The organism is Alloalcanivorax venustensis (assembly GCF_047495515.1).
Taxonomy (GTDB): Bacteria; Pseudomonadota; Gammaproteobacteria; order Pseudomonadales; family Alcanivoracaceae; genus Alloalcanivorax; species Alloalcanivorax venustensis.
In genome coordinates, this window is sequence record NZ_CP179934.1 from 2,637,291 (window position 1) to 2,659,082 (window position 21,792).

Genomic DNA, 21,792 nt, shown 5'->3' on the forward strand with positions numbered 1-21,792 from the left:
AAGCCCCACCAAAAGGCGGGGCCGAAAAATAAAAACAGGACAAAACAGCGGCGCCGGGGGAACGGCGCCGCCAGAGTTGGCTTACTTGAAGATTTCGCCTTTCTCGGCTTTTTCCACCAGCGACTTGGGCGGCGTGAACCGCTCGCCGTAGGTGCCGGCCAGTTCCTGGGCACGGGCCACGAAGCCGCGCAGGCCGCCGTCGTACTGGTTCATGTACTGAACCACGCCGCCGGTCCAGGCCGGGAAGCCGATGCCGAAGATGGAACCGATGTTGGTGTCGCCCACCGATTCGATCACGCCTTCGTCGAAGCACTTCACGGTTTCGATGGCTTCGGCGAACAGCATGCGCTCCTGCATGTCCTGGAACGGAATCGCTTCTTTTTCTCCGAACTGTTCTTTCAGGCCCGGCCAGAGGTGCGCCTTGCCGTTTTCCGGATACTCGTAGAAGCCCTTGCCGTCCAGCTTGCCGGGGCGGTCCAGTTCGCGAACCATCTTCTCCATCACCGCCAGGGCGGGATGGGCCTGGTTGGCGCCTTCGCCTTTGCTGGCCGCTTCCTTGTACTCATCGGCGATCTTCAACGACAGCTTCATGTTGATTTCGTCGATCAGCTTGAGCGCGCCCACCGGGTAGCCGGCCTGGGTGGCGGCCTGCTCGACGGAGTTGGCGTTCTGGCCTTCACCGACCATGGCGATGGCTTCGTTGATGAAGGTGCCGATCACGCGGCTGGTGAAGAAACCGCGGGAATCGTTGACCACGATCGGCGTCTTCTTGATCTGCAGGGTGTAGTCGAACACCTTGGCGAGCACTTCATCACTGGTGTTTTCACCACGGATGATTTCCACCAGCGGCATTTTTTCCACCGGGCTGAAGAAGTGGATGCCGATGAAGTTTTCCTGCTTCTTCACGCCTTTGGCGAGGCCGGTGATCGGCAGCGTGGAGGTGTTGGAACCCAGTACCGCATCGGGTTTGACCACGTCTTCCACTTCCTGGAACACCTTGTGCTTGAGCTCGGTGTTCTCGAACACGGCCTCGACGATGAAGTCCACGCCTTCCAGGTCCGCCGGATCGGCGGTGGGGGTGATGCGCGCGAGAATTTCTTCTTTCTTCTCTTTGCTCATCTTGCCCTTGGACACTTCCTTGTCGAGCAGCTTGGCGGAATACGCCTTGCCCTTCTCGGCGTTCTCGGTGGAAATATCCTTGAGCACCACCTGGGCGCCGGAGCGCGCGGTGACGTAGGCGATGCCCGCGCCCATCATGCCCGCGCCCAGCACCGCCACTTTTTCGGCCTTGAACTTGGGCACGTCGTTGGGACGGCTGGCGCCGGCGTTGATCGCCTGCAGGTTAAAGAAGAAGGCGGTGATCATGTTCTTGGAAACCTGGCCGCAGGCCAGTTCCACGAAGTAACGGCCTTCGATGGTGAGGGCGTCGTCGAAGCTCACCTGGGCGCCTTCCACGGCGGCCGCCATGATGTTGCGCGGTGCCGGGTAGTTGGCGCCTTTCAGCTGCTTGCGCAGGTTGGCCGGGAACGCCGGCAGGTTCTGCGCCATGGCCGGGGTGCTGGGGGTGCCGCCGGGAATCTTGTAGCCTTTTTCGTCCCAGGGTTGCTTGGACTTGGGGTTGGCTTTGATCCACTCGCGGGCCTTGGCCAGCATCTCTTCCTGGCTGTCCACCACCTCGTCGATGATGCCCACGGATTTGGCTTTTTCCACTTTCAGCCGCTGGCCCTGCATCAGCACCTGCATCAGGGCGTTCTGGATGCCCAGCATGCGCACGCTGCGCACCACGCCGCCGGCGCCGGGCAGCAGGCCCAGGCTGACTTCCGGGAAGCCGAATTGCGCTTTCGGATTGTTCAGCGCGATACGACGGTGGCAGGCCAGCGCGATTTCCAGACCGCCGCCCAGGGCGGTGCCGTTGAGCGCCGCGACCACGGGTTTGCCCAGGGTTTCCAGGCGGCGCAGTTGCGCCTTGCCGGCTTCCACGCCCTTGGCGAATTCGGCGGCGTGTTCCGGGGTCACTTTGATCAGGTCGTTGAGGTCGCCGCCGGCGAAGAAGGTGCTTTTCGCGGAGGTGACGATGACGCCGGCGATCTGGTCTTTTTCTTTCTCCAGACGGGCGACCATCTCTTCCATGGAACGCATGTAGCGCTCGTTCATGGTGTTGGCGGACTGCTGGGGATCGTCCAGGATCAGGGTAACGATGTTATCCGCGTCCTGTTCCCAGCGGATGGTTGATTCACTCATATTCTTTCTCCGAATCCGTTGGGTTTACAGACGCTCGATAATGGTGGCGATGCCCATGCCGCCGCCCACGCACAGGGTGCACAGGGCGAATTTCTTATCACGGCGTTCCAGTTCGTCGAGCGCGGTGCCCAGGATCATGGCGCCGGTGGCGCCCAGCGGGTGGCCCATGGCGATGGCGCCGCCGTTGACGTTGACCTTGTCGTGGTCGAGGCCCATGTCGCGCATGAAACGCATCGCCACCGAGGCGAAGGCTTCGTTGATTTCCACCAGGTCCATCTGATCCACGGTCATGCCGGCTTTCTTCAGTACCTTGCGGCAGGCCGGCGCGGGGCCGGTGAGCATGATGGTGGCGTCGGCGCCGCTGATCGCGGTGGCGACGATGCGCCCGCGCGGCTTCATGCCGTAGTCCTTGCCCACCTGCTCGTTGCCCAGCACCACCAGGGCGGCGCCGTCGACGATGCCGGAGGAGTTACCACCGGTGTGCACGTGGTTGATCTTCTCCACATAGTGGTATTTCTGCAGGGCCACGGCGTCGAAGCCGCCCATTTCGCCCATCACTTCGAAGGAAGGGTTCAGGTTGCCCAGCACGTCGGCGGTGGTGCCGGCGCGCACGTGCTCGTCGCGGTCCAGCACGGTCATGCCGTTGCGGTCCTTCACCGGTACCACGGAGCGCTGGAAGTAGCCCTTTTCCCAGGCGTTGGCGGCACGGGCCTGGGACTCGGCGGCGAACTCGTCCACGTCGCGGCGGGAGAAGCCCTCGATGGTGGCGATCAGGTCGGCGCCGATGCCCTGCGGCACGAAGCCGGTCTCATAGTTGGTGATCGGGTCCATGGCCCAGGCACCGCCGTCGGAGCCCATGGGAATGCGGCTCATGGCTTCCACGCCACCGGCGAGAATCAGATCGTCCCACCCGGAGGCGACTTTCTGGGCACCGGTGTTCACCGCTTCCAGGCCGGAGGCGCAGAAACGGTTGAGCTGGTAACCGGCCACGGTATCGGGCAGGCCCGCCGCCAGCGCGGCGGTCTTGGCGATACAGGCGCCCTGGTCGCCCACCGGAGTGACCACGCCGAGCAGCACGTCGTCGATGCGGTTCACATCCATATCGGGGAAACGGCCTCGAACTTCGTCGATCAGGCCGACCACCAGGTCCAGCGGTTTAACGGTGTGCAGTGAGCCGTCCCGCTTACCCCGGCCACGCGGGGTACGGATAGCGTCATAAATATAGGCTTCGGTCATGTAACCTTCCTCTCGCCTTGGGCCAATGCCGGCGGCGCCCGCCAATCGGGCGCGCCGGCTCCTGTGAAAATCAGGCGCTCAGAGTGCCCCACCGGCGGCGCCTCAACAATGACAGGAGTGCTCAAAGGCCCTGAGCGGAAAGGACACGCCCTTTCCGATAACGCCCGCGCCGGCGGCGGCACGGCCATTGCGGGCCCGGGCGACAGGCCCTAGCGTAGCATCAACCGATCAAGGAGTTACCCATGGCCTCACCCCTGCCCCGCACCCTGGACGTCGCCCGTTCCCTGGCCTCCACTCTGGCCCAGCAAGGCCGCGGCATCGCCACCCGGCCCGCCGGCCGGCAACCCGCCGAGCCGCTGGAGCTGTACGACATGGAGGGCTGCCCGTTCTGCCGTCTGGTGCGCGAAGCGCTCACCGACCTGGACCTGGACGTGCTGATCTACCCCTGCCCCAAGGGCGGCGACCGCTACCGGCCGCTGGTGGAAAGGCTCGGTGGCAAGCAGCTGTTCCCGTATTTGATGGACCCGAATACCGGCGTGGACCTGTACGAATCCGCCGACATTATCGATTACCTGTACCGCGAGTACGGCGGCCGCCCGGCACCCGCCGCCTGGCGTCTGCGTACCCTGCGCACGGCCAGTTCGTTCGCCGCCTCGCTACCGCGTGGCGGGCGCGGTCTGCGCAGCCAGGACAGCGAGCCGGCCAAGGAACCGTTGATTCTGTATTCCTTCGAGGCCAGCCCGTTCGCGCGGCTGGTGCGCGAGCGGCTGTGCGAGCTGCAGCTGCCGTTCCTGGTGCGCCAGTGCGGACGCGATCAGTGGCAGGACTGGCTGCTGCCGCAGGTGCGCGCGGCGCTGGACATGGACTACCAGCCGAGCCAGCGCCACCGCCAGGAACTGGTGGCCCGCACCGGCCGCGTGGCGATTCCCTATCTGATTGATCCCAACACCGGCGAGGAGCACTTTGAGTCCGGACAGATTCTTGACTACCTGCAGGAAACCTACGCGCGTTAAATCGCAACGCGGCCTTCTCCGGGGCCGCTTTCGGTGCTATATAAGACTCAGTTTATTGCGATATCGATATTGCAACATAGCCACTGTGATATAGAGAGTACCGAACATGAGTCGTCGCCAATTTGATGACTACGACGCCCAGGAATGGCGGGAAGAACACGAGCGGGCCGACAAGGAGCGTCGTAAACGGGAAGCCAAGAAACAGCGCCATCACCTGGATGATGACGACCCGGCTCCCGCGGGACGGTCCCGACCCCAGCGCGACACGCACTGACGGGTCTTTGTGGGAGCGGGCCCTGCCCGCGAAAGGGAGCGAAGCTCCCGGCAAGGTCTCTGGAATCCCGCCGGCCGGCTTTGCCGGCCTTTCGCGGGCAAGGCCCGCTCGCACAGAGCCCGCTCCCCGCTTCGTAGCTATTTTGGCGGCGAGATGGCCGGACGGCATCCCATTGATGCCACTTTCCCGTCGTTTTGGTAGGATTTTCAGCAGAAACTTCTTTCCAGGAGAGGGGCCATGGCCGACTTCGACGATGATTTATTCCGTCAGGAAATGACCGGTGTGGCGCCTCTCAAGGAAGACGACCGGGTGCGCGACTTCCGTCGCGGTGAGCCCACGTTGACCCAGCGCCTGCGCCGCGCCTCCGCGGTGGCCCGCCCGGACCGCGATCCCAACCCGCTGACCCTGCCCGACCAGGTCCCCCAGGCCGGCCCCTACGATATTGTCGGTCTGAAGAAGAACGGCGTGCAGGAAGGCGTCTACCGCAAGCTGCGTCTGGGCAAGTACGAGCCCCAGGCGACCCTGGATCTGCACCGGGTACGCTTGGTGGAAGCCCGCGACCGGGTCTATCTGTTTATCCAGGAATCCCAGCAGAACGGGCTGCGCACGGTGCTGATCAGCCACGGGAAGGGCGAGCACAGCGAGCGCCCGGCGCTATTGAAAAGCTATGTGCTGTTCTGGCTGGAGCAGTTCGAGCAGGTGCTGGCGTTTCACAGCGCGCCGGCCAACCGGGGCGGCGCCGGCGTGACGCTGGCGCTGCTGCGCAAGTCCACCAGCGCCAGCCAGAGAACCCGGGAATTCTTCCACGAACGCAGCCGCGCCCAGCGCTAGCGGCTGACCCGGTTCATGCCGTTGATCGCCGCCACCCGGTAGCCCTCCGCCATGGTCGGGTAATTGAAGGTGGTGTCGACGAAATAATGCAGGGTGTTGTTGGGGGCGGGCTGGCGCATCACCGCCTGCCCCACATGGACGATTTCCATGGCCTGATAACCGAAGCAGTGAATTCCCAGCACTTCCAGCGTTTCCCGGTGGAACAGGATCTTCAGCATGCCCACCCGCTCGCCGGTGATCTGCGCCCGCGCCAGATTCTTGAAAAACGCCTGGCCCACTTCGTAGGGCACGCGGGCCTCGGTGAGCTCCTGCTCGGTGCGGCCCACGGAGCTGATGCCGGGAATGGTATAGATACCGGTGGGCACGTCGGTGACCTGTTTCACCGGGCCGCCCTCGACGATGCCCTGGGCGCAGAACCGGCCCTGGTCGTAGGAGGCACTGGCCAGTGACGGCCAGCCGATCACGTCGCCCACCGCGTAAACACCCGCCACTTCCGTCTGATAGCGCTCGTCCACCGCCAGCTGGCCACGGCTGTTGGGCTTGAGGCCCAGGTTTTCCAGGCCGATGTTCTGGGTGTTGCCCGAGCGGCCGTTGCTCCACATCAAGGCGTCGGCGCGCAGCCGTTTGCCGGAGCGCAGCACCAGCGTCACGCCGTCATCGTCCGCCTCGATATGGGTGTATTCCTCACTGTGGCGGATAGTGGCGCCCTGGTCGCGCAGGTGATAACTGAGCGCGTCGGAGATTTCCGCGTCGAGGAAGTCGAGCAGATGCTGACGGTTATTGACCAGGTCCACGCGAATGCCCAGGCCGGTGAACAGGCAGCTGTATTCGCAGCCGATCACGCCGGCGCCGTAGACGATCATATTGCGCGGCGTGTGCTTCATTTCCAGGATGGTGTCGGAGTCGTAGATACGCGGGTGATCAAAGTCCACGTCCGCCGGGCGGTACGGCCGCGAGCCGGTGGCAATCAGAATGTTGCGGGTGCGCAGGGACCACTGGCGGCCGGCCTGGTCGTCCACCCGCACTTCACCGGCGCTTTCGATACGGCCCTGGCCGTTAAACAAACGCACCCGGTTGCGCACGTAAAAATCGGTGCGCACCTGCACCTGGCTGTCCACCACTTCGCGGGAACGCTGAATCAGATCCTGCCAGCGCACCTGGCGCGGGCTGATCAGCCCGCGCAGCAACGGGTTGCGCTGCGAGCGCACCACCTGACGCACCTGGTGGCGCAGCGCCTTGGAGGGAATCGTGCCCCAGTGGGTGCAGTTGCCGCCCATCTGGTCGTCACGGTCGACCATGGCGACGCGCAGGCCCCCTTTGGCCGCCTGCATGGCGGCGGCTTCCCCGGCCGGGCCGCTGCCCAGCACCACTAGATCCCATCCGGAGCTGATATCCATAACTGGCTGTTACCTCCCGCATCGCCCGCGCCTCCCCGGGAGGCGCCTTGATAAATACTTGACCGAGACCGTGATAGTCTGGAACTTCTTTACAGTATCGCCGCACGCGAACTGCCCGCAGCGAACCGAAGGAGCCGATCTATGGAAACGGACCCCCATGACACCCGGCACTCATCGTCCCCACTGGGGCGCACCGCGCGCGGCGCCGGCGGCTGGCTGCGCCGTCATCCGCTGGGCGCGCTGCAGATCCTGCTGCTGATCCTGGTGTTGATCGTGATCGCCCAGAACCTGGAAACCACCTCCATCGACGTGCTGTTCTGGACCCTGGCGAGCCTGCCCAAACTGGTGCTGATTCTGATCAGCATGGTGGTCGGCGCTCTGGTCTGGGAAGGGCTGCGCCGAAAGCTGCTCAAGCCGGACCGGGCGCGCGGCGCCACGGTCACCAGCCGAACACATCCTTGACGAAAGGAATGGTCAGCGCCCGCTGGCGGGCCAGGGCCACCCGGTCCAGGGTGGCCAGCCGCTGAATCAGGGCCGCCGGCGCCCGCTCGCTGCGCAGCACCATGAAGCGGGCCACGTCGCCGCCCAGCTTGAGGCCGCGCTCGTTGGCGCGCTCGATCAGCAGGGTCACCAGGTCGTCCTCTTCCAGGGGCTGCAGCCGGAACACCGGGCCGGCGGCCAACCGCGTGGCCAGGTCCGGCAGGCCCCAGGGCACGCCGCCCGGCGATGCGCCGGCGCTGAACAGCAGGGTGCCGCCCAGGGCCATCACCCGGTTATACAGGTGGAACAGCGCTTCCTCCCACTCCCGGTGGCCGGCGAACAGATCCACGTCGTCCACCGCCAGCAGCTGAAACTGCTCCATGGATTCCAGCACGTCCGGCACCAACGGCAGCAGTTCGGCGGCGGGCAGCAGGCAGGCGTCGCGGCCCTGCTCCTGGGCCCGGCGCACCGCCCCTTCGAGCAAATGGCTGCGGCCCTGGCCGGCGGCGCTCCACACGAACACCTGACGCTCGTCGCCGTCGCCGGCGGCGGACACCGTGGCCCAGGCGGCGCGGTTCGGCCCGGCGTGGAAGTTCTCCAGAGCGTGGCCTTCGCGCAGCTCAAGGGCGAGGGGCAGTTGACCGGTCACGGGCGGCTAGCGGAAACAGAACGTGGGTGATTCGGCGGCCGGCTCCTCGCATTCGCTGAGCCCCTCCACGCCGGTGACGCTGCGTATCAATTGCGAGCGACCGCCGGCGAAATCCACCTCGAACTGAACCCGGTCGTCACTGGCCACCCGCAGCGCCACCGAGCGCATCGGCCCCAGATCGGACAGCGCCTGGCGCAGCCGCTGCCAGTCGGTCAGGCTTTGAACGCCGCGCACGGTGATCCAGCCGGAGCGGTCCACCAACGCGTCGCCGGCCGGCTCGGAGGGCTCGCCATCGTCGGCCCCATCGCCGCCGTCGCCGGCGCCGGAACGCACCGAGTAACGCTCGGCGATGCGGTCGGCGATCACATCCACCAGGCGGTCCAGGGCGGCGCCGCTGTCGTCGGCGCGGTCGCGGCTGCTGGCTACGGCATCGCCGTCCTGCAGCAAACGCCAGTTCAGGGTGGTGGCGCCGCCCTGGCCGCTGTCATAGAGCACCGCCGTGGCCACCCAGTCGGTCTCGTAACGGCGGGAAGCCTGCAGCAGCGGGCCGTCGAAGCGGCCGCGAATATCGGCCACGGCGACCGTGTCCCGGTCGCGCTGGTCCCACTCGGGCAGCGTCAGGGAGACGCCGCGGCGGGCCGCCGCCGAAGTGAGTTTTTCCGCCAGCGGGTCGCCGGCCGCCACCATGCGGCCCTGGCCAGTGCCTTCCGATACCAGCCACACCAGTACCGGCGGCCGCTCGCCGCTCCATACCGGCGCGCCCTGGTCGGACAAATGGCGCACCAGCGCGCGGTCGTCGAACACCGCGTTCAGGCGCGGCGGCGTGCCGCCGTCGTAGGCGTAGCGCATCAACCAGCGCGACGGGTCCTCGAGAACGCCGGCGACGCCGGGCAGATCCGCCACCTGGTCGCGGCCGGTGAGCCGCCGGATCACCGTTTCCAGGCCCTGCCGCAGTGCCTGCTCACGGGCCTCCGCGCCCCGTGGTTGCTCGCCCTCCAGGGGCACCGACACTTCGCCGGCATCGGCGGCGAACACGGGGGAAACGCACAGAAACCCGACAATCAGGCCTAACAGCAAGCGATACATCGAACCATTCCGAATCAGAGAACTTCAGGGCGCGACATTATCACTGATATGGCCGGCGCTGGCGAATATCCACTCGCCGGTTCCCCCGCAGGGACGGCGGTTGCTAGAATAGCGCGCCCTCACCTTCCTGGAGCCTGCCATGAGCGAACAAAAACGGCCGCTGACGTACCGCGACGCCGGCGTGGACATCGATGCCGGTAATGACCTGGTCAAGCGCATCGGCCCGATAGCCAAGCGAACCCTGCGCCCGGAAGTGATGGGCGGCCTGGGCGGCTTCGGCGCGCTCTGTGCCCTGCCCGAGGGCTACAAGAACCCGGTGCTGGTGGCCGGCACCGACGGCGTCGGCACCAAGCTGCGTCTGGCCATGGAACACGACAGCCACGACACCGTGGGCATCGACCTGGTGGCGATGTGCGTCAACGACCTGGTGGTGGGCGGCGCGGAGCCGCTGTTCTTCCTCGACTACTACGCCACCGGCAAGCTGGACGTGGACACCGCCGCGCGGGTGGTCTCCGGCATCGGTGAGGGTTGCGAGCAGGCCGGCTGCGCGCTGATCGGCGGCGAGACCGCGGAAATGCCCGGCATGTACGAGGGCGAGGACTACGACCTGGCCGGCTTCTGCGTCGGCGTGGTGGAGCGCGACGGCATCATCGACGGCAGCAAGGTGGCGCCCGGCGACACCATCATCGGCCTGGGCGCGTCCGGCCCGCATTCCAACGGCTACTCCCTGGTGCGGCGTATTCTCGAGCAGGCCGACGACACCGATGACCTGGACGGCAAGCCGCTGATGGAGCACCTGCTGGCGCCCACCCGCATTTACGTGAAAAGCCTGCTGGAGCTGATCAAGCAGGTGCCGGTGCACGCCCTGGCGCACATCACCGGCGGCGGCCTGCCGGAAAACCTGCCGCGGGTGCTGCCCAACGGCACCCGGGCGGTGATCGACACCCAGTCCTGGCAGTGGCCGGCGGTGTTCCGCTGGCTCCAGGAGCAGGGCCAGGTGCCGACCAACGAAATGTACCGCACCTTCAACTGCGGCGTAGGCATGGTGGTGGTGGTGCCGGAAGCACAGGTGGACCAGACCTTGGCGCTGCTGGAAGCCAGCGGCGAAAACGCCTTCGTGATCGGCGGTATCCACGCCAGCGACAATGACCAACCCGAAGTGTCCCTGGAAGGCCTGGCGTCATGACCCACCGGCTTGCGGTGCTGATCAGCGGCACCGGTTCCAACCTGCAAGCCATTCTTGACGCCATCGACGCCGGGGAACTGCCCGCCCGGGTCAGCCTGGTGCTGAGCAACAAAGCCGGCGCCGCCGGCCTGGCCCGCGCCGAGCGGGCCGGCGTGCCGGCGCAGGCGATCGATCACCGGGGCTTCCCGGACCGCGCCAGTTTCGACCAGGCGATGATCGAACGCATCGACGCCCACGGCGCCGATACCGTGGTGCTGGCCGGGTTCATGCGCATTCTCAGCCCCGGCTTCGTGCGCCACTATCAGGGCCGGCTGATCAATATCCACCCCTCCCTGCTGCCCAAGTACCCGGGGCTCAACACCCACGCCCGGGCGCTGGAAGCCGGCGACCGCGAGCACGGCTGCTCGCTGCATTTCGTCACCGACGAGCTGGACGGCGGCCCGCTGATCGCCCAGGCCCGTTTCCCGGTGGCGGCGAACGATACCGCCGAAACCCTGTCAGAAAAGGTTCAAGCGCGAGAACATCGCTTGTACCCTCAAGTATTGCGCTGGCGTGCGCAGCAGCGCTTACAGATGACCGACCAGGGAGTGGAACTGGATGGCGAACGCCTGCCCGCGCAGGGCTTTCAGATGGACACGCACGGCTAGCCTGCTGCTCGCCGGCCTGCTGGCCGCGACCCCGGCTTTGGCGGAATCTCCGGTGGAGAGCTTCAACACCCAGTACCGGCTGAAAGCCGCCGGTTTCCCGTTCACCGTGGGCGCCCAGCGCACGCTGTCCAAGGCCGGCGGCGAGCGCTGGGAAATGGAAGTGTCGGCCAGTAATTTTCTCGGCGAAATCCGCGAAACCTCGGTATTCACCTGGCAGGGGTGCCTGCCCGTAACCCACTACTACGGCTACCACCGGGAAGGCCTGGGCCGGGTCAAGGCGGCGGAGTTGCGCATCACGGACAAGCAGGCCACCAGCGAACGCACCGAGCACGAGCCCTACCGCTACGCGGTGGACCAGCCGGCCACCGACAAGATCGCCCTGACCCTGGCGCTGCAGTGTCGCCTGGCCCGGGGCGACCGGGACATCACCCTCAACGTGGCCGACGAGCGCGGCGTGGAAACGCAGCGCTTCCAGGTGGAAGGCCGCGAAACGCTGGAAATCGACGGCGAGGACGTGGCCACCGTGAAGGTGCGGCGGCTGCGCGAAGCGGACAGCGAGCGGCAAACCTGGCTGTGGTTCGCCCCCGGCAACGACTACACCCTGGTGCAACTGGTGCAGGAAAACGACGACGGCCGCCACGTCATGAACCTGGAGAGCCTGCCATGAGATACCTGAGCGGCCTGGCCCTGGTGGTGGCGGCAAGCCTGTTACCGGCCCTGGCGGCGGGCGCCTCGCTGCCGCCCTTCTCCGCCGAATACCGCATCTACGTCAACAAAATCCCCACCCCGATCAAGGCCGACCTGGTGCTGGAGCCGGCCAGCGGCGAAGACCGCTACCACATGCGCTTCGAAGCCCACTCCTGGCTGCTCAACAACCGCGAGGAGAGCTGGTTCCGCTGGAACGACTGCGCCCCCCGCACCGAACGCTACACCCACGAGTTCAAGGGCTTCGGCAAGCACCGTTACCACGACACCGACTTCAACTGGGAACAGGGCCGGGCGGTGAGCGAATCGGATTCCGGCGACGAATCCTTCCCGATTCCCGACCAGGCGTTGGATGAGCTCAGCATGCTGCTGCGCGCGCGCTGCGTGTTCGCCACCGGCGACAAGGAATACAGCGCCACCAGTGTGTACGGTGACGATATCCGCGAGCATCACTTCATCGTTATCGACCGGGAAACCATCGACACGCCGATGGGCGATCTGGACACCCTGGTGGTGGAAAAGAAACGGGAAGAAGACAAGGAAGAGAGCCGCCGCACCCTGTTCTGGGTGGCCCCGGAGGTGGGCTACATGGTGGTCAAAGCGCGCCACATTGAAAGCGCGCTGTTGCACGGGGAACTGATCATGACCGAATACAACGGCCCCACGCCCGACTAGGCCGGATCAGGTGCGCGGCAAGGTGACGCCGCGCTGGCCCTGGTATTTACCGCCGCGATCCTTGTACGACGTCTCGCACTCTTCATCGGATTCCAGGAACAGCATCTGCGCCACGCCCTCGTGGGCGTAGATGCGCGCCGGCAGATTGGTGGTGTTGGAAAACTCCAGCGTCACGTGCCCTTCCCACTCCGGCTCCAGCGGCGTCACGTTGACGATGATGCCGCAGCGCGCGTAGGTGGATTTGCCCAGGCAGATGGTCAGCACACTGCGCGGAATCCGGAAGTACTCCACGGTGCGCGCCAGGGCAAAGGAGTTGGGCGGAATGGTGCAGTAGTCGCCCTTGATGTCGACGAAGCTTTTCTCGTCGAAATGCTTGGGGTCCACGGTGGCCGAATGAATATTGGTGAACACCTTGAATTCGTCGGCGCAGCGCACGTCATAGCCGTAGCTGGAAACCCCGTAGGAAATCAGTTTTTCACCGTTGGCATCGGCGCGCACCTGGCCGGCCTGGAACGGCTCGATCATGCCGTGCTCGGTGGCCATGCGGGTGATCCAGCGGTCGGACTTGATGCTCATTGGAATCCTTTATCGGTTCGGCAACCCTAAACGGTGAATGGTACCCGGAATTCAGTGCTGCATCACCACCTTGGGAAACGCGCGCCGCCCCTCGCGGGTCAGGGACAGGCGCGCCGCCATGCGCCGCGCGGTATCCATGTACAGGCGGGCCTCAGCGCTGTCCGGGTCCGCCGCCACCGTGGGGGTGCCGCCGTCCGCCTGCTCGCGAATGCGCAGCGACAGCGGCAGCGAGCCCAGCACCGGGGTATCGTAGTCACGGCCCATGCGGTCGGCGCCGCCCTGGCCGAACACATGCTCCTCGTGGCCGCAGTTGGAGCAGATGTGCACCGCCATGTTCTCGACGATACCCAGCACGCCGATATCCACCTTGCGGAACATCTCCACGCCCTTGATCGCGTCCAGCAGGGCGATGTCCTGGGGCGTGGTGACCACCACCGCGCCCGCCACCGGAATTTTCTGCGCCAGGGTGAGCTGGATGTCACCGGTGCCCGGCGGCAGGTCGACGATCAGATAATCCAGATCGTGCCACAGCGTTTGCTGCATCATCTGGGTGAGCGCGCCGCTGGCCTTGGGCCCGCGCCACACCACCGGGGTCTGCTCGGTGACCAGGTAGCCCATGGACATGGTCTGGATGCCGTGCGCCATCACCGGCACGAAGGCGTTGCCGTCGCGGGTTTCCGGGCGGGTGCCCTTGGGCAGGCCGAGCATGATCGGCTGGCTGGGCCCGAAGATATCCGCGTCCAGCAGGCCCACCTTGGCGCCCTCCGCGTGCAACGCCAGGGCCAGGTTCACGGCGGTGGTGGATTTGCCCACCCCGCCCTTGCCGGAGGCCACCGCGATCACATTGGCCGCCTGCATCATCGCCGGCATGTCGTGCTGGGCCCGGTGCGGTTTAATACGCACCGACAGCTCCAGCGCCAGCTCACGGCCTTCCAGCAGCGGGGTCACCCGCTCCTCGATCTCCCGGCGCAGCGCCGGCAACCGCGAAGCACAGGGGTACCCGGGGTGCACCACCAGACGCACGCGCCCCTCCTGTTCCTCGATTTCCGTCACCGTGCCGGCGGAAACCAGGTCGACGCCGAGTTCCTCGGGGATGATTTCACCCAGGGACTGTCTAACCGCCTGCTCAATACGCGTCATGGTACCTCCTGCAACTCAGGAGGGGATGATAGAGTTAGCGCAGTCCACAACCAAGGGCCGTACGCACTTAATCACAAGGAGTAACCCCCATGAGGAAGACCGCCCACCTTTTCACCGGCCTGCTGGCCGCGCTGGTCCTCACCGCCTGCGGCGGCAACAACGGCCAGCCGATCGCGGAGCGCGACACCGTCAGTGTCTCCGGCGAAGGCACCATCAAGGCGCGCCCGGATATCTTTAATCTGGTGGCCGTGGCCCGCGAGCGCGGCGACGACGTGGCCGCCATGAAGGACGAAGTGGACCGGCAGGTGCAGGCGATGCTGGATCTGGCCAAGCAGCTGCAAATCGACGACAAGCACATCACCGCCAGCGACATCCAGATCGCCCCGGAGTGGGAATACCAGCCGGAGCGCAAGTTGATCGGCCATCAGGTGAGCCGTGAAGTGAGCTTCCGCACCTCCGGCGTGGAGCGCTACGCGGAACTGGCGGACGGCCTGGCCGGCCTGGGCCTGAAGGAAGTGCGTCCGGGCGGCAGTGAAATCAGCAACGCCGACGAGCTGGCCAACCAGGCGCTGGAAAAGGCGGTGCGCGCCGCCCGTGAAAAGGCCGAAATCCTGGCCCGGGCCGCCGGCCGCGAGCTGGGCGAGGCAATGCAGATCAACGCCCAGGGCTACAACGTGCCCGGCCCGGTGCCGATGCGCGCCGCCATGGCCAAGGAAGACGCCTCGCAGAGCTACCGCCCCGGCGAGCGGGACGTGACCGCCAGCGTTCAGATCACCTTCCAGCTGAACTGATCACCCATGGGTCCGCTAGGCTTTGTATCCGCGGCCGGGCTGCGCGCCTATCTTGCCGCGGGCCGGGCCGCCGGCGTGGACAGCGCCGGCGCGCTGACGGCGGCGGGCATCGACCCGCGGGCGCTGGATCTGCCGGACCTGCATGTGCCGGGCGATCGCTTCGAAGCGCTGATCGCGGAACTGGCCGAGCGCAGCGGTGATCCGCTGTTCGGCCTGCACGCCAGTGAATGTCTCCCGCCGGGCGTGTTCAACGTGCTCGGCTATATCGCCCTGAGCGCCAGCACGCTGCTGGAGGCCCTGGCCAAGGTGGCGCGCTACGAGAAACGGGTCGGCGACCTGGGCAGCGTGGAAACCCGGTTGCGCGGCAATGAATCGCGGATACTCTGGCATCCCCGCTGCAGCCGTCAGCCGGTGCGGCGCCATCTGGTGGAGGCCGTTTTCGCCGGGTGGCTGCGTTACACCCGCTGGCTCGCCGACGATCAAGCGCTCAACCCGGAGCGGGTGTGGTTCGAGCACCCCGGCCCGGACGATCCCCGGCAGGCCGGGGAATACCAGCGCCTGTTCGGCTGCCCGGTGGATTTCAACCAGCCCTACTCCGCGCTGATCGGCGACCGCGACATGCTCGCCCGCCCGCCGCGCCGGCCCGAACCCCACCAGCTGGGCCCCCTGGAAGAGCACGCCGCCCGGCACCTGGAAACCCTGGGCATCGCCACCAGCCTGTCGCTGCGCGTGCGCCATTACCTGCAGGCGGCGCTGGGCGGCCCCCTCCCCGACCGCGACCAGGTGGCCCACGCCCTGCGGCTCAACACCCGCACCCTGCACCGCCATCTGGTCGCGGAAGGCACCGGCTGGCGGGAAATCCTCGACAGCGTGCGCCTGGAGCGCGCCAAGGCCCGTCTGCTGGAGAGCCGCTGCCCACAGGCGGAGATCGCCGCGGACCTGGGTTACGCCGACATCCGCTGCTTCCAGCGCAGTTTCAAGCGCCATACCGGCGTGACACCCGGGCAGTACCGTCGTGGCATGGACAGCGACGGCGAATAGCCACAATATTTACATTACCTGATGGCAATATTACGTGTTTGTCGGACAATCCGGGCATCAGGGGCCGGTCCGGCGAGGCTAGACTCGGGGACAACGATAAAAACAGTATCCGCCAGGGAGAACCGCATGAAACGCACGCTCAAGCAGCTTGAGCGCGCTATCGCGCAAGCCAGCAGCTACGACGAATGGTGCCGTGCAAGCCGTGAATACGACCGGCTCGGCGGCGCCGACGAGTGGAAGGACATCGACCGCTCGCCCCACTACGATTACGAATTGATCCGTAACCGCCTGTGGCAGATCCGCCAGGCCCGCGAGCGCAACGACGTCAACAAACTGGTCTTTCACCTGCATGAAGGCCTGCACGGCAATCTGGGCAATATCTCCAACCCCGCCCTCTACGGTCACAGCCGCATCGGCACCAAGCGGCTGATCGAGCGCTATCTGGAAGAGGTCTGCACCGCCCTGGACTACCTCTGCGACGGCGACTTCGCCGAGTTCGGGCTCAAGCAAAAACTCGATTTCTTCGAAACCACCGGCCAGGCCTTCGGGCAGAGCTGCCTGATGTTCTCCGGCGGCGCCGCCCTCGGGCTGTTCCACATCGGCGTGGCGAAAACCCTCTGGGAGCAGGGCCTGCTGCCCTCGGTGATTTCCGGCTCCAGCGCCGGCAGCATCGTCGCCGCCGTGGTCGGCACCCACGACAACGACGAGCTGGCCGCCAAGCTGGAGCCGGAAAACATCTATCTGGAAGCGTTCAAGGCGATCGGCTGGAAAGGCCTGCTGCGCGGCACACCGGTGCTCGACGGCGACCACCTGGAAGCCTGCCTGGAGGAGAACATCAAGGACCTGACGTTCGAAGAGGCCTACCGAAAGACCGGCCGCGAGATCAACATCACCGTCAGCCCCTACGACCGCAACCAACAGAGCCGCCTGCTCAACTGGCGCACCTCGCCCAATGTGCTGATCCGTAAAGCGGCACTGGCGAGCTGCGCGATTCCCGGCATCTACCCGCCGGTGAGCCTGTGGGCCAAGAACCTGGACGGCGAGCGGGTGCCCTACATCCCCGGACGCAAATTCGTCGACGGCTCGATTCAGGACGATCTGCCGATCCGCCGCCTGTCGCGGCTGTTCGGCGTCAACCACTCCATCGTCAGCCAGACCAACCCGCATGTGGTGCCCTTCCTGCCGCGCAGTGAAAGCACCGATTCCAGCCTCAGCACCCTCAGCGACTGGGCGATCCGCAATGTGTCCATGAACCTGCACTACGCGCTTGACCTGGTGCGCCGCCGGGTGCGCTCCAACGACCTGGGGCTGGTGGTCGACAAGGCGCAGACCGTGGTCAAGCAACGTTACATCGGCGACATCAACCTGATCCCGCCGCGCCAGCCGCGCAACGCCCTGCGCGTGCTCAGCAACCCGTCACTGGAAGACGTGCGCGCCTTCATTCGCGCCGGTGAGCAGACCACCTGGCCGAAGCTGGCGATGATCGACAACACCACCCGCATCAGCCGCACCTTCCGTGCCTGCCGGGAGCGTCTCGACCGCCTGGAAGAACGCACCCTCAACCGTCTCAGCGTGGCCGCCAACGGCTGACCGCCACCGGCACCCCGCGCCGCGGGGTGCTATTTGCTTAGCGCGATTGATTATGACCGGCCCCCTTTAAAGGGCGGCCGGAAGCCTCTATGTTCTTAGCACCAGCCAAACAACATCGCATTCGTACTGAGACCAGGAGACACACCCATGGCACTGCAACTCGGCGATACCGCCCCGGATTTCAAACAGGATTCCACCGACGGCCCGATCTCATTCCACGACTGGGCCGGCGACAGCTGGGTGGTGCTGTTCTCCCACCCGAAGGATTTCACCCCGGTGTGCACCACCGAGCTGGGCGAAGTGGCCCGCCTCAAGCCTGAATTCGACAAGCGCAACGCCAAGGTCATCGGCCTGTCCGTGGACCCCCTCGAGGACCATAACGCCTGGTGCGGCGACATCGAGGAAACCCAGGGCTCGGCGCTGAACTTCCCGCTGCTGGCCGACGCGGACCGCTCCGTGAGCCAGGCCTACGGCATGATTCACCCCAACGCCGACAACACCCTGACGGTGCGCAGCGTGTTCGTGATCGACCCGAACAAGAAGATCCGCCTGACCATCACCTACCCGGCCAGCACCGGCCGTAACTTCGATGAAATCCTGCGGGTGATCGACAGCCTGCAGCTCACCGACGGCTACAAGGTGGCCACCCCGGTGAACTGGAACGACGGCGACGACGTGATCATCGTGCCCTCGCTGGACAACGAGGCCGCCGCCAAGCTGTTCCCGGAAGGCTGGGACGAGAAGAAACCCTACCTGCGGATGGTGAAGCAGCCGAAGAAGAGCTGATGCACCATGGCCTCGCGCCCTTTCGCGGGCCGGGCCCGCGCCCACATTGTGCGGAACCGGCTGGACAGGGCGCGGGAATCCCGGTGTAATAGCCGCCGTTCGCGGGTGTAGTTCAATGGTAGAACGGCAGCTTCCCAAGCTGCATACGAGGGTTCGATTCCCTTCACCCGCTCCAGACACAAAAAGGGCCGCCTAGCGCGGCCTTTTTTGTGTCTGGAGCCGCTTGCCTGCGAATGGAAGCGGAGTTGTGGGAGCGGGCCCGGCCCGCGAAAGGGAGCGAAGCTCCCGGCAGGATGCCAGAGAGATTTCTAACGGCAGCACCATCAACGTCTCTGGCATCCTGCCGGCCGGCTAAAGCCGGCCTTTCGCTTGCAAGGCAAGCTCCCACAAAACTCCGGCTTCGTAGGATGTTCCTGAGCGCTTAATCAATAGCATTCAAGCATTGCCGTTCTGGCTTACAGCAATTTCAGCCCTGGCCGACAGAGCCCCGTCCCCGATTGTTGGAGACTGACCACTTCCGTTTATTGATGGGAGGGGACAAGGATGTCTCGTGCAATTTTTCTGTTCGTACTGGCCACGGTGCTGGCGTTCGGCGTGGTGGTGGCCAGTGTCGGGCACGGCCGCACCGTGCCGGCGCTGACCCAGGCCCGGGTCTATCAGGGGGAAGCGGACCTTTCCCGCTACTGGGTCAGCGAAAAGTTTGACGGCGTGCGCGCCTACTGGGACGGCGAAGACCTGATTTCCCGCCACGGCAACCGCTTCGATGTGCCGGCGGCGTTCACCCGGGGCTTCCCGGAGCAGCCCCTGGACGGCGAGCTGTGGATGGGGCGCGGCACCTTCAGCCGAATGGTGGGCCTGATCAATCGCCACGACACCGGGCCGGAGCACTGGCGGGATGTCTATTACATGGTGTTCGACCTGCCCCGGGCGGCGGGCCCCTTCGACGAACGCCTACAAACCCTGCGCCGGTTGCTCAAGGACCATGACAATCCGCATTTGCGTCTGGTGCGCCAGCTCAAGGTCCCCGACCGGGCGGCGCTCGACCGGCGCCTGGAGAAAGTGATCGAAGCCGGCGGCGAAGGGTTGATGCTGCACCGGGGCGACGCCCCCTACCGCAGCTACCGCTCGGCGGATCTGCTCAAGGTGAAGCCCTACCAGGACGCCGAGGCGCGGGTGGTGGCTCATCTGCCCGGCGAGGGGCGGCTGGAAGGCAAGATGGGCGCGCTGCTGGTGGAAACCGCGAGCGGGCAGCATTTTCGTCTCGGCACCGGTTTCAATGACGCCCAGCGGGCGGAGCCGCCGCCGATCGGCAGCCTGGTGACCTACAAGTTTTATGGCCGCACGCGCCACGGCCTGCCGCGCTTCCCCAGCTTTCTGCGGGTGCGGCGGCAGGGGCCGGGCTTTATCCGCTGAGGGTTGCAGGACGGCGCCCGCTGGGCGATAAGTAGCACACCGAAACAAGGAGTGCGCGCTATGCCCAGCGCTTTTATTACCGGTGCCCGGGGTTTTCTGGGCGGCCATATCACCCGACAGTTGCTCGACGCCGGCTGGGAAGTGACCGCCCTGCTGCGCCCCGGCAGCGACGGCGCGGCCCTGTCCGCCCTGGGGGTCAAAGTGGTGGAGGCGCCGATGGACAACGCCACGGAAGTCACCCTGGTGATGCCGCCGGCGGTGGACGCGGTGTTCCATGTGGCGGGCAATACCAGCCTTTGGCGGCACCTGAACCAGCGCCAGTACCAGGACAATGTGATGGGCACCCGGGCGTTGATCACCGCCGCGCTGCGCAACCAGGCCGGGCGCTTTATTCATACCTCCTCGATTTCCGCCTGGGGCATCCAGGACGAGGCCATCGACGAGGCGTCACCGTCCAACGCCGCCGACGACTGGATCGGCTATAACCGCACCAAGTATCTGGCCGAGGAAGAGATCCGTCACGGTATGCAGCACGGTCTCGACGCGGTGATTCTCAACCCCTGCGGCATTATCGGCGCCGGTGACACCCACAACTGGTCGCAGATGATCACGCTGATCGAGCAGCGCAAACTGCCCGGCGTGCCGCCCGGCGGCGGTAACTTCTGCGCGGTGGAGGAAGTGGCGCGGGCGCACCTGACGGCGGTGGAGAAAGGAGTGCGCGGCGAGAACTATATTCTTGCCGGCGTCGAGGCCAGCTTTCTGGAGCTGGCCAACACCATCGGCCGGCTGCTCGACCGGCCCACGCCGCGCAAACCGATGCCGGTCTGGCTGCTGCGGCTGGCCGGGCAGGTCTACGCGGTCGGCGGGCTGTTCACCCGGCAGGAACCGCGCCTGACCCCGGAGAAGGTGGCGCTGGTCACCAGCCGGGTTCACGCGGATGGCAGCAAAGCGGTGCAGGAGCTGGGGTTCGACGCCACGGTGCCGCTGGAAACCATGCTGCGCCGCTGCATCGACTGGATGCGCGAGACCGGGCGCCTTTAGCGCAGCGCCCGGTAGACGCGAAAGCGGTTGGTTTCGCTCACCACCTGCACGTGCCGGAAGGCGGCGTCGAGCCACTGCACATAGGGCAGCTCGCGGTTCGCCACCATCCAGAACTCACCGTTTTCCTCAAGATGGCGCGGCGCCTGTTCGATCAGGCGCCGGGTGATCGACATGGTGCGGTCACGGCCGTCGTGGAACGGTGGGTTGGTCACCAGGGTCTGGTAACGCCCCTCCACGCCGCCGTAGAGGTCCCCGCCCACCACCTTGCCCTGCAAGTGGTTGCGGTTGAGGGTGCTGCAGGCGGCGGCCACCGCGGTGGCGCTCACATCGGTGCCGGTCACGTTGCAGCCGGCATGGGCCAGCGCGGCGGTGATCACTCCGCAGCCGCAACCCATATCCAACGCCTTGCCGCGGGGCGCCGCCTCGGCGAGCGCCTGCAGCAACAGGGCGGAGCCTTCGTCCAGGCGGCCGTGGCTGAACACCCCCGGATAGCTGATCACGTCCAGGTCGTCGACGCGCACCACGCTTTCCACCTGCTCCAGGGAGAGTGCCGGCCCCGGCCGCAAGGCGCCGCGATAGACTTTGCAGTGACGGGCGCTGTCCACCAGGGTCACCCCGTCGGCGTGCCGGGACAGCCGCGTCACGCCGCCGCGGATGCCGCCCTTGGCCGGCCCCACCAGCCACACCTCCAGCGGTTCTTCGACGCTGCCGGCAAGGCCGCGCAGCAACAGTTCCAGGCGCTCCGACGATTTCGGCAGCGGCAGGATCACCAGATCGGTGTCCTCGGGGAGCGTGGGCAGAGGCGCCCACTGGTGGGCACCGACGGTGTAATCGTCGGCGTGCAGATAGACCTGCTCGGCGGGCAAGTCGGCCAGCTCCGGGTCGTTGGCGTCGACCACCAGAACCCGCCGTCCGGCCAGGCTCTCTTCCTGTCGCCACAGTAACCGTGTGCTGTTTTCCATCGCTTGGCGCCTCGGCAAATCGGGCAGTATAA

General features: G+C 66.0%; 22 protein-coding genes and 1 tRNA gene. 15 read left to right on the forward strand and 8 right to left on the reverse strand.

Annotated features, from left to right (window positions below):
- Window positions 1-81 precede the first annotated feature (81 nt).
- The gene (locus tag ACMG4O_RS12385) at window positions 82-2,241 is read right to left on the reverse strand and encodes a 3-hydroxyacyl-CoA dehydrogenase NAD-binding domain-containing protein (protein ID WP_414433871.1); all 2,160 of its coding nucleotides are present in this window, start codon (window positions 2,239-2,241) and stop codon (window positions 82-84) included.
- Between the two features lie 24 nt (window positions 2,242-2,265).
- Window positions 2,266-3,477, reverse strand: a complete 1,212-nt coding sequence (locus tag ACMG4O_RS12390) for an acetyl-CoA C-acetyltransferase (RefSeq protein WP_194856160.1) — start codon at window positions 3,475-3,477, stop codon at window positions 2,266-2,268.
- 242 nt (window positions 3,478-3,719) lie between these two features.
- Here ACMG4O_RS12390 and ACMG4O_RS12395 point away from each other — a divergent pair, with 242 nt between their 5' ends.
- The 3 genes from ACMG4O_RS12395 (at window position 3,720) to smrA (ending at window position 5,595) form a co-directional block, all read left to right on the forward strand.
- Entirely contained in the window at window positions 3,720-4,490 is a 771-nt protein-coding gene (locus ACMG4O_RS12395; protein WP_255442497.1) for a glutathione S-transferase N-terminal domain-containing protein, read from the forward strand.
- A 106-nt stretch (window positions 4,491-4,596) separates the two neighbouring features.
- The gene (locus ACMG4O_RS12400; protein WP_414433872.1) at window positions 4,597-4,764 is read left to right on the forward strand and encodes a hypothetical protein; all 168 of its coding nucleotides are present in this window, start codon (window positions 4,597-4,599) and stop codon (window positions 4,762-4,764) included.
- 237 nt (window positions 4,765-5,001) lie between these two features.
- Window positions 5,002-5,595, forward strand: a complete 594-nt coding sequence (gene smrA, locus ACMG4O_RS12405; RefSeq protein WP_370201778.1) for a DNA endonuclease SmrA — start codon at window positions 5,002-5,004, stop codon at window positions 5,593-5,595.
- Here the strand turns inward: smrA and sthA are convergent.
- Window positions 5,592-6,992 (reverse strand): Si-specific NAD(P)(+) transhydrogenase, encoded by a 1,401-nt coding sequence (gene sthA / locus ACMG4O_RS12410; protein ID WP_142949082.1) that lies wholly within the window; start codon window positions 6,990-6,992, stop codon window positions 5,592-5,594. The two genes, smrA and sthA, sit on opposite strands and share 4 nt — an antisense overlap.
- Before the next feature lie 141 nt (window positions 6,993-7,133).
- Between sthA and ACMG4O_RS12415 the strand changes: the two genes are divergently transcribed.
- A complete protein-coding gene (locus ACMG4O_RS12415) occupies window positions 7,134-7,454 on the forward strand; it encodes a hypothetical protein (protein WP_414433873.1) in 321 nt (106 codons plus the stop codon).
- Here ACMG4O_RS12415 and hda read toward each other — a convergent pair.
- Both hda and ACMG4O_RS12425 read right to left on the reverse strand, forming a co-directional pair.
- Window positions 7,432-8,121, reverse strand: a complete 690-nt coding sequence (gene hda, locus ACMG4O_RS12420; RefSeq protein WP_142949084.1) for a DnaA regulatory inactivator Hda — start codon at window positions 8,119-8,121, stop codon at window positions 7,432-7,434. The genes ACMG4O_RS12415 and hda overlap by 23 nt on opposite strands.
- A 6-nt stretch (window positions 8,122-8,127) precedes the next feature.
- Complete coding sequence (locus ACMG4O_RS12425; protein WP_414433874.1) at window positions 8,128-9,207, reverse strand: DUF2066 domain-containing protein; 1,080 nt, start codon at window positions 9,205-9,207, stop codon at window positions 8,128-8,130.
- Between the two features lie 139 nt (window positions 9,208-9,346).
- Here ACMG4O_RS12425 and purM point away from each other — a divergent pair, with 139 nt between their 5' ends.
- Genes purM through ACMG4O_RS12445 form a run of 4 tightly spaced genes read left to right on the forward strand, consistent with a single transcriptional unit; the run spans window position 9,347 to window position 12,420 of the window.
- Complete coding sequence (purM, locus tag ACMG4O_RS12430; RefSeq protein ID WP_370201781.1) at window positions 9,347-10,393, forward strand: phosphoribosylformylglycinamidine cyclo-ligase; 1,047 nt, start codon at window positions 9,347-9,349, stop codon at window positions 10,391-10,393.
- Window positions 10,390-11,040, forward strand: coding sequence for a phosphoribosylglycinamide formyltransferase (gene purN, locus ACMG4O_RS12435; RefSeq protein ID WP_142949087.1), 651 nt, complete (start codon window positions 10,390-10,392; stop codon window positions 11,038-11,040). The genes purM and purN overlap by 4 nt, the downstream gene beginning before the upstream one ends.
- A complete protein-coding gene (locus tag ACMG4O_RS12440) occupies window positions 10,991-11,707 on the forward strand; it encodes a DUF3108 domain-containing protein (RefSeq protein WP_370201782.1) in 717 nt (238 codons plus the stop codon). Before purN ends, ACMG4O_RS12440 begins: the two co-directional genes overlap by 50 nt.
- A complete protein-coding gene (locus ACMG4O_RS12445; RefSeq protein ID WP_370201783.1) occupies window positions 11,704-12,420 on the forward strand; it encodes a DUF3108 domain-containing protein in 717 nt (238 codons plus the stop codon). The genes ACMG4O_RS12440 and ACMG4O_RS12445 overlap by 4 nt, the downstream gene beginning before the upstream one ends.
- A 6-nt stretch (window positions 12,421-12,426) precedes the next feature.
- Here the strand turns inward: ACMG4O_RS12445 and dcd are convergent, their stop codons facing one another.
- Window positions 12,427-12,996: a dCTP deaminase gene (dcd, locus tag ACMG4O_RS12450; protein WP_142949090.1), complete on the reverse strand. Its 570-nt coding sequence runs from the start codon at window positions 12,994-12,996 to the stop codon at window positions 12,427-12,429.
- Window positions 12,997-13,047: 51 nt separating this feature from the next.
- Window positions 13,048-14,136 (reverse strand): iron-sulfur cluster carrier protein ApbC, encoded by a 1,089-nt coding sequence (apbC, locus tag ACMG4O_RS12455; protein WP_370201787.1) that lies wholly within the window; start codon window positions 14,134-14,136, stop codon window positions 13,048-13,050.
- Window positions 14,137-14,225: 89 nt separating this feature from the next.
- Between apbC and ACMG4O_RS12460 the strand changes: the two genes are divergently transcribed.
- The 7 genes from ACMG4O_RS12460 to ACMG4O_RS12490 all read left to right on the forward strand — a co-directional run bounded on the left by ACMG4O_RS12460 (window position 14,226) and on the right by ACMG4O_RS12490 (window position 20,798).
- The gene (locus ACMG4O_RS12460; RefSeq protein ID WP_370203743.1) at window positions 14,226-14,927 is read left to right on the forward strand and encodes an SIMPL domain-containing protein; all 702 of its coding nucleotides are present in this window, start codon (window positions 14,226-14,228) and stop codon (window positions 14,925-14,927) included.
- Between the two features lie 6 nt (window positions 14,928-14,933).
- The gene (locus tag ACMG4O_RS12465; RefSeq protein WP_370203742.1) at window positions 14,934-15,968 is read left to right on the forward strand and encodes an AraC family transcriptional regulator; all 1,035 of its coding nucleotides are present in this window, start codon (window positions 14,934-14,936) and stop codon (window positions 15,966-15,968) included.
- A 126-nt stretch (window positions 15,969-16,094) separates the two neighbouring features.
- Window positions 16,095-17,558 (forward strand): DUF3336 domain-containing protein, encoded by a 1,464-nt coding sequence (locus ACMG4O_RS12470; protein WP_142949094.1) that lies wholly within the window; start codon window positions 16,095-16,097, stop codon window positions 17,556-17,558.
- Between the two features lie 147 nt (window positions 17,559-17,705).
- Window positions 17,706-18,344: a peroxiredoxin gene (locus tag ACMG4O_RS12475; protein ID WP_194856166.1), complete on the forward strand. Its 639-nt coding sequence runs from the start codon at window positions 17,706-17,708 to the stop codon at window positions 18,342-18,344.
- 101 nt (window positions 18,345-18,445) lie between these two features.
- Window positions 18,446-18,519, forward strand: a tRNA-Gly gene (locus ACMG4O_RS12480).
- 368 nt (window positions 18,520-18,887) lie between these two features.
- Complete coding sequence (locus ACMG4O_RS12485; RefSeq protein WP_414433875.1) at window positions 18,888-19,757, forward strand: DNA ligase; 870 nt, start codon at window positions 18,888-18,890, stop codon at window positions 19,755-19,757.
- A 60-nt stretch (window positions 19,758-19,817) separates the two neighbouring features.
- The gene (locus tag ACMG4O_RS12490; RefSeq protein ID WP_142949097.1) at window positions 19,818-20,798 is read left to right on the forward strand and encodes an NAD-dependent epimerase/dehydratase family protein; all 981 of its coding nucleotides are present in this window, start codon (window positions 19,818-19,820) and stop codon (window positions 20,796-20,798) included.
- Here ACMG4O_RS12490 and ACMG4O_RS12495 read toward each other — a convergent pair.
- Window positions 20,795-21,760 carry a methyltransferase gene (locus ACMG4O_RS12495; protein WP_370202837.1) on the reverse strand — a complete coding sequence of 322 codons (966 nt, stop codon included), beginning with the start codon at window positions 21,758-21,760 and terminating at the stop codon, window positions 20,795-20,797. The two genes, ACMG4O_RS12490 and ACMG4O_RS12495, sit on opposite strands and share 4 nt — an antisense overlap.
- Between the last annotated feature and the right edge of the window lie 32 nt (window positions 21,761-21,792).

Coding starts and splice junctions, on each gene's coding strand:
- dcd (WP_142949090.1), bottom strand. CDS start 12,996: ATGAGCATCAAGTCCGACCGCTGGATCACCCGCATGGCCACCGAGCAC.
- ACMG4O_RS12415 (WP_414433873.1), top strand. CDS start 7,134: ATGGAAACGGACCCCCATGACACCCGGCACTCATCGTCCCCACTGGGG.
- sthA (WP_142949082.1), bottom strand. CDS start 6,992: ATGGATATCAGCTCCGGATGGGATCTAGTGGTGCTGGGCAGCGGCCCG.
- ACMG4O_RS12475 (WP_194856166.1), top strand. CDS start 17,706: ATGGCACTGCAACTCGGCGATACCGCCCCGGATTTCAAACAGGATTCC.
- ACMG4O_RS12395 (WP_255442497.1), top strand. CDS start 3,720: ATGGCCTCACCCCTGCCCCGCACCCTGGACGTCGCCCGTTCCCTGGCC.
- ACMG4O_RS12460 (WP_370203743.1), top strand. CDS start 14,226: ATGAGGAAGACCGCCCACCTTTTCACCGGCCTGCTGGCCGCGCTGGTC.
- apbC (WP_370201787.1), bottom strand. CDS start 14,136: ATGACGCGTATTGAGCAGGCGGTTAGACAGTCCCTGGGTGAAATCATC.
- ACMG4O_RS12425 (WP_414433874.1), bottom strand. CDS start 9,207: ATGTATCGCTTGCTGTTAGGCCTGATTGTCGGGTTTCTGTGCGTTTCC.
- ACMG4O_RS12445 (WP_370201783.1), top strand. CDS start 11,704: ATGAGATACCTGAGCGGCCTGGCCCTGGTGGTGGCGGCAAGCCTGTTA.
- ACMG4O_RS12400 (WP_414433872.1), top strand. CDS start 4,597: ATGAGTCGTCGCCAATTTGATGACTACGACGCCCAGGAATGGCGGGAA.
- ACMG4O_RS12485 (WP_414433875.1), top strand. CDS start 18,888: ATGTCTCGTGCAATTTTTCTGTTCGTACTGGCCACGGTGCTGGCGTTC.
- ACMG4O_RS12385 (WP_414433871.1), bottom strand. CDS start 2,241: ATGAGTGAATCAACCATCCGCTGGGAACAGGACGCGGATAACATCGTT.
- ACMG4O_RS12470 (WP_142949094.1), top strand. CDS start 16,095: ATGAAACGCACGCTCAAGCAGCTTGAGCGCGCTATCGCGCAAGCCAGC.
- ACMG4O_RS12465 (WP_370203742.1), top strand. CDS start 14,934: ATGGGTCCGCTAGGCTTTGTATCCGCGGCCGGGCTGCGCGCCTATCTT.
- ACMG4O_RS12440 (WP_370201782.1), top strand. CDS start 10,991: ATGGCGAACGCCTGCCCGCGCAGGGCTTTCAGATGGACACGCACGGCT.
- ACMG4O_RS12490 (WP_142949097.1), top strand. CDS start 19,818: ATGCCCAGCGCTTTTATTACCGGTGCCCGGGGTTTTCTGGGCGGCCAT.
- smrA (WP_370201778.1), top strand. CDS start 5,002: ATGGCCGACTTCGACGATGATTTATTCCGTCAGGAAATGACCGGTGTG.
- ACMG4O_RS12495 (WP_370202837.1), bottom strand. CDS start 21,760: ATGGAAAACAGCACACGGTTACTGTGGCGACAGGAAGAGAGCCTGGCC.
- ACMG4O_RS12390 (WP_194856160.1), bottom strand. CDS start 3,477: ATGACCGAAGCCTATATTTATGACGCTATCCGTACCCCGCGTGGCCGG.
- purN (WP_142949087.1), top strand. CDS start 10,390: ATGACCCACCGGCTTGCGGTGCTGATCAGCGGCACCGGTTCCAACCTG.
- purM (WP_370201781.1), top strand. CDS start 9,347: ATGAGCGAACAAAAACGGCCGCTGACGTACCGCGACGCCGGCGTGGAC.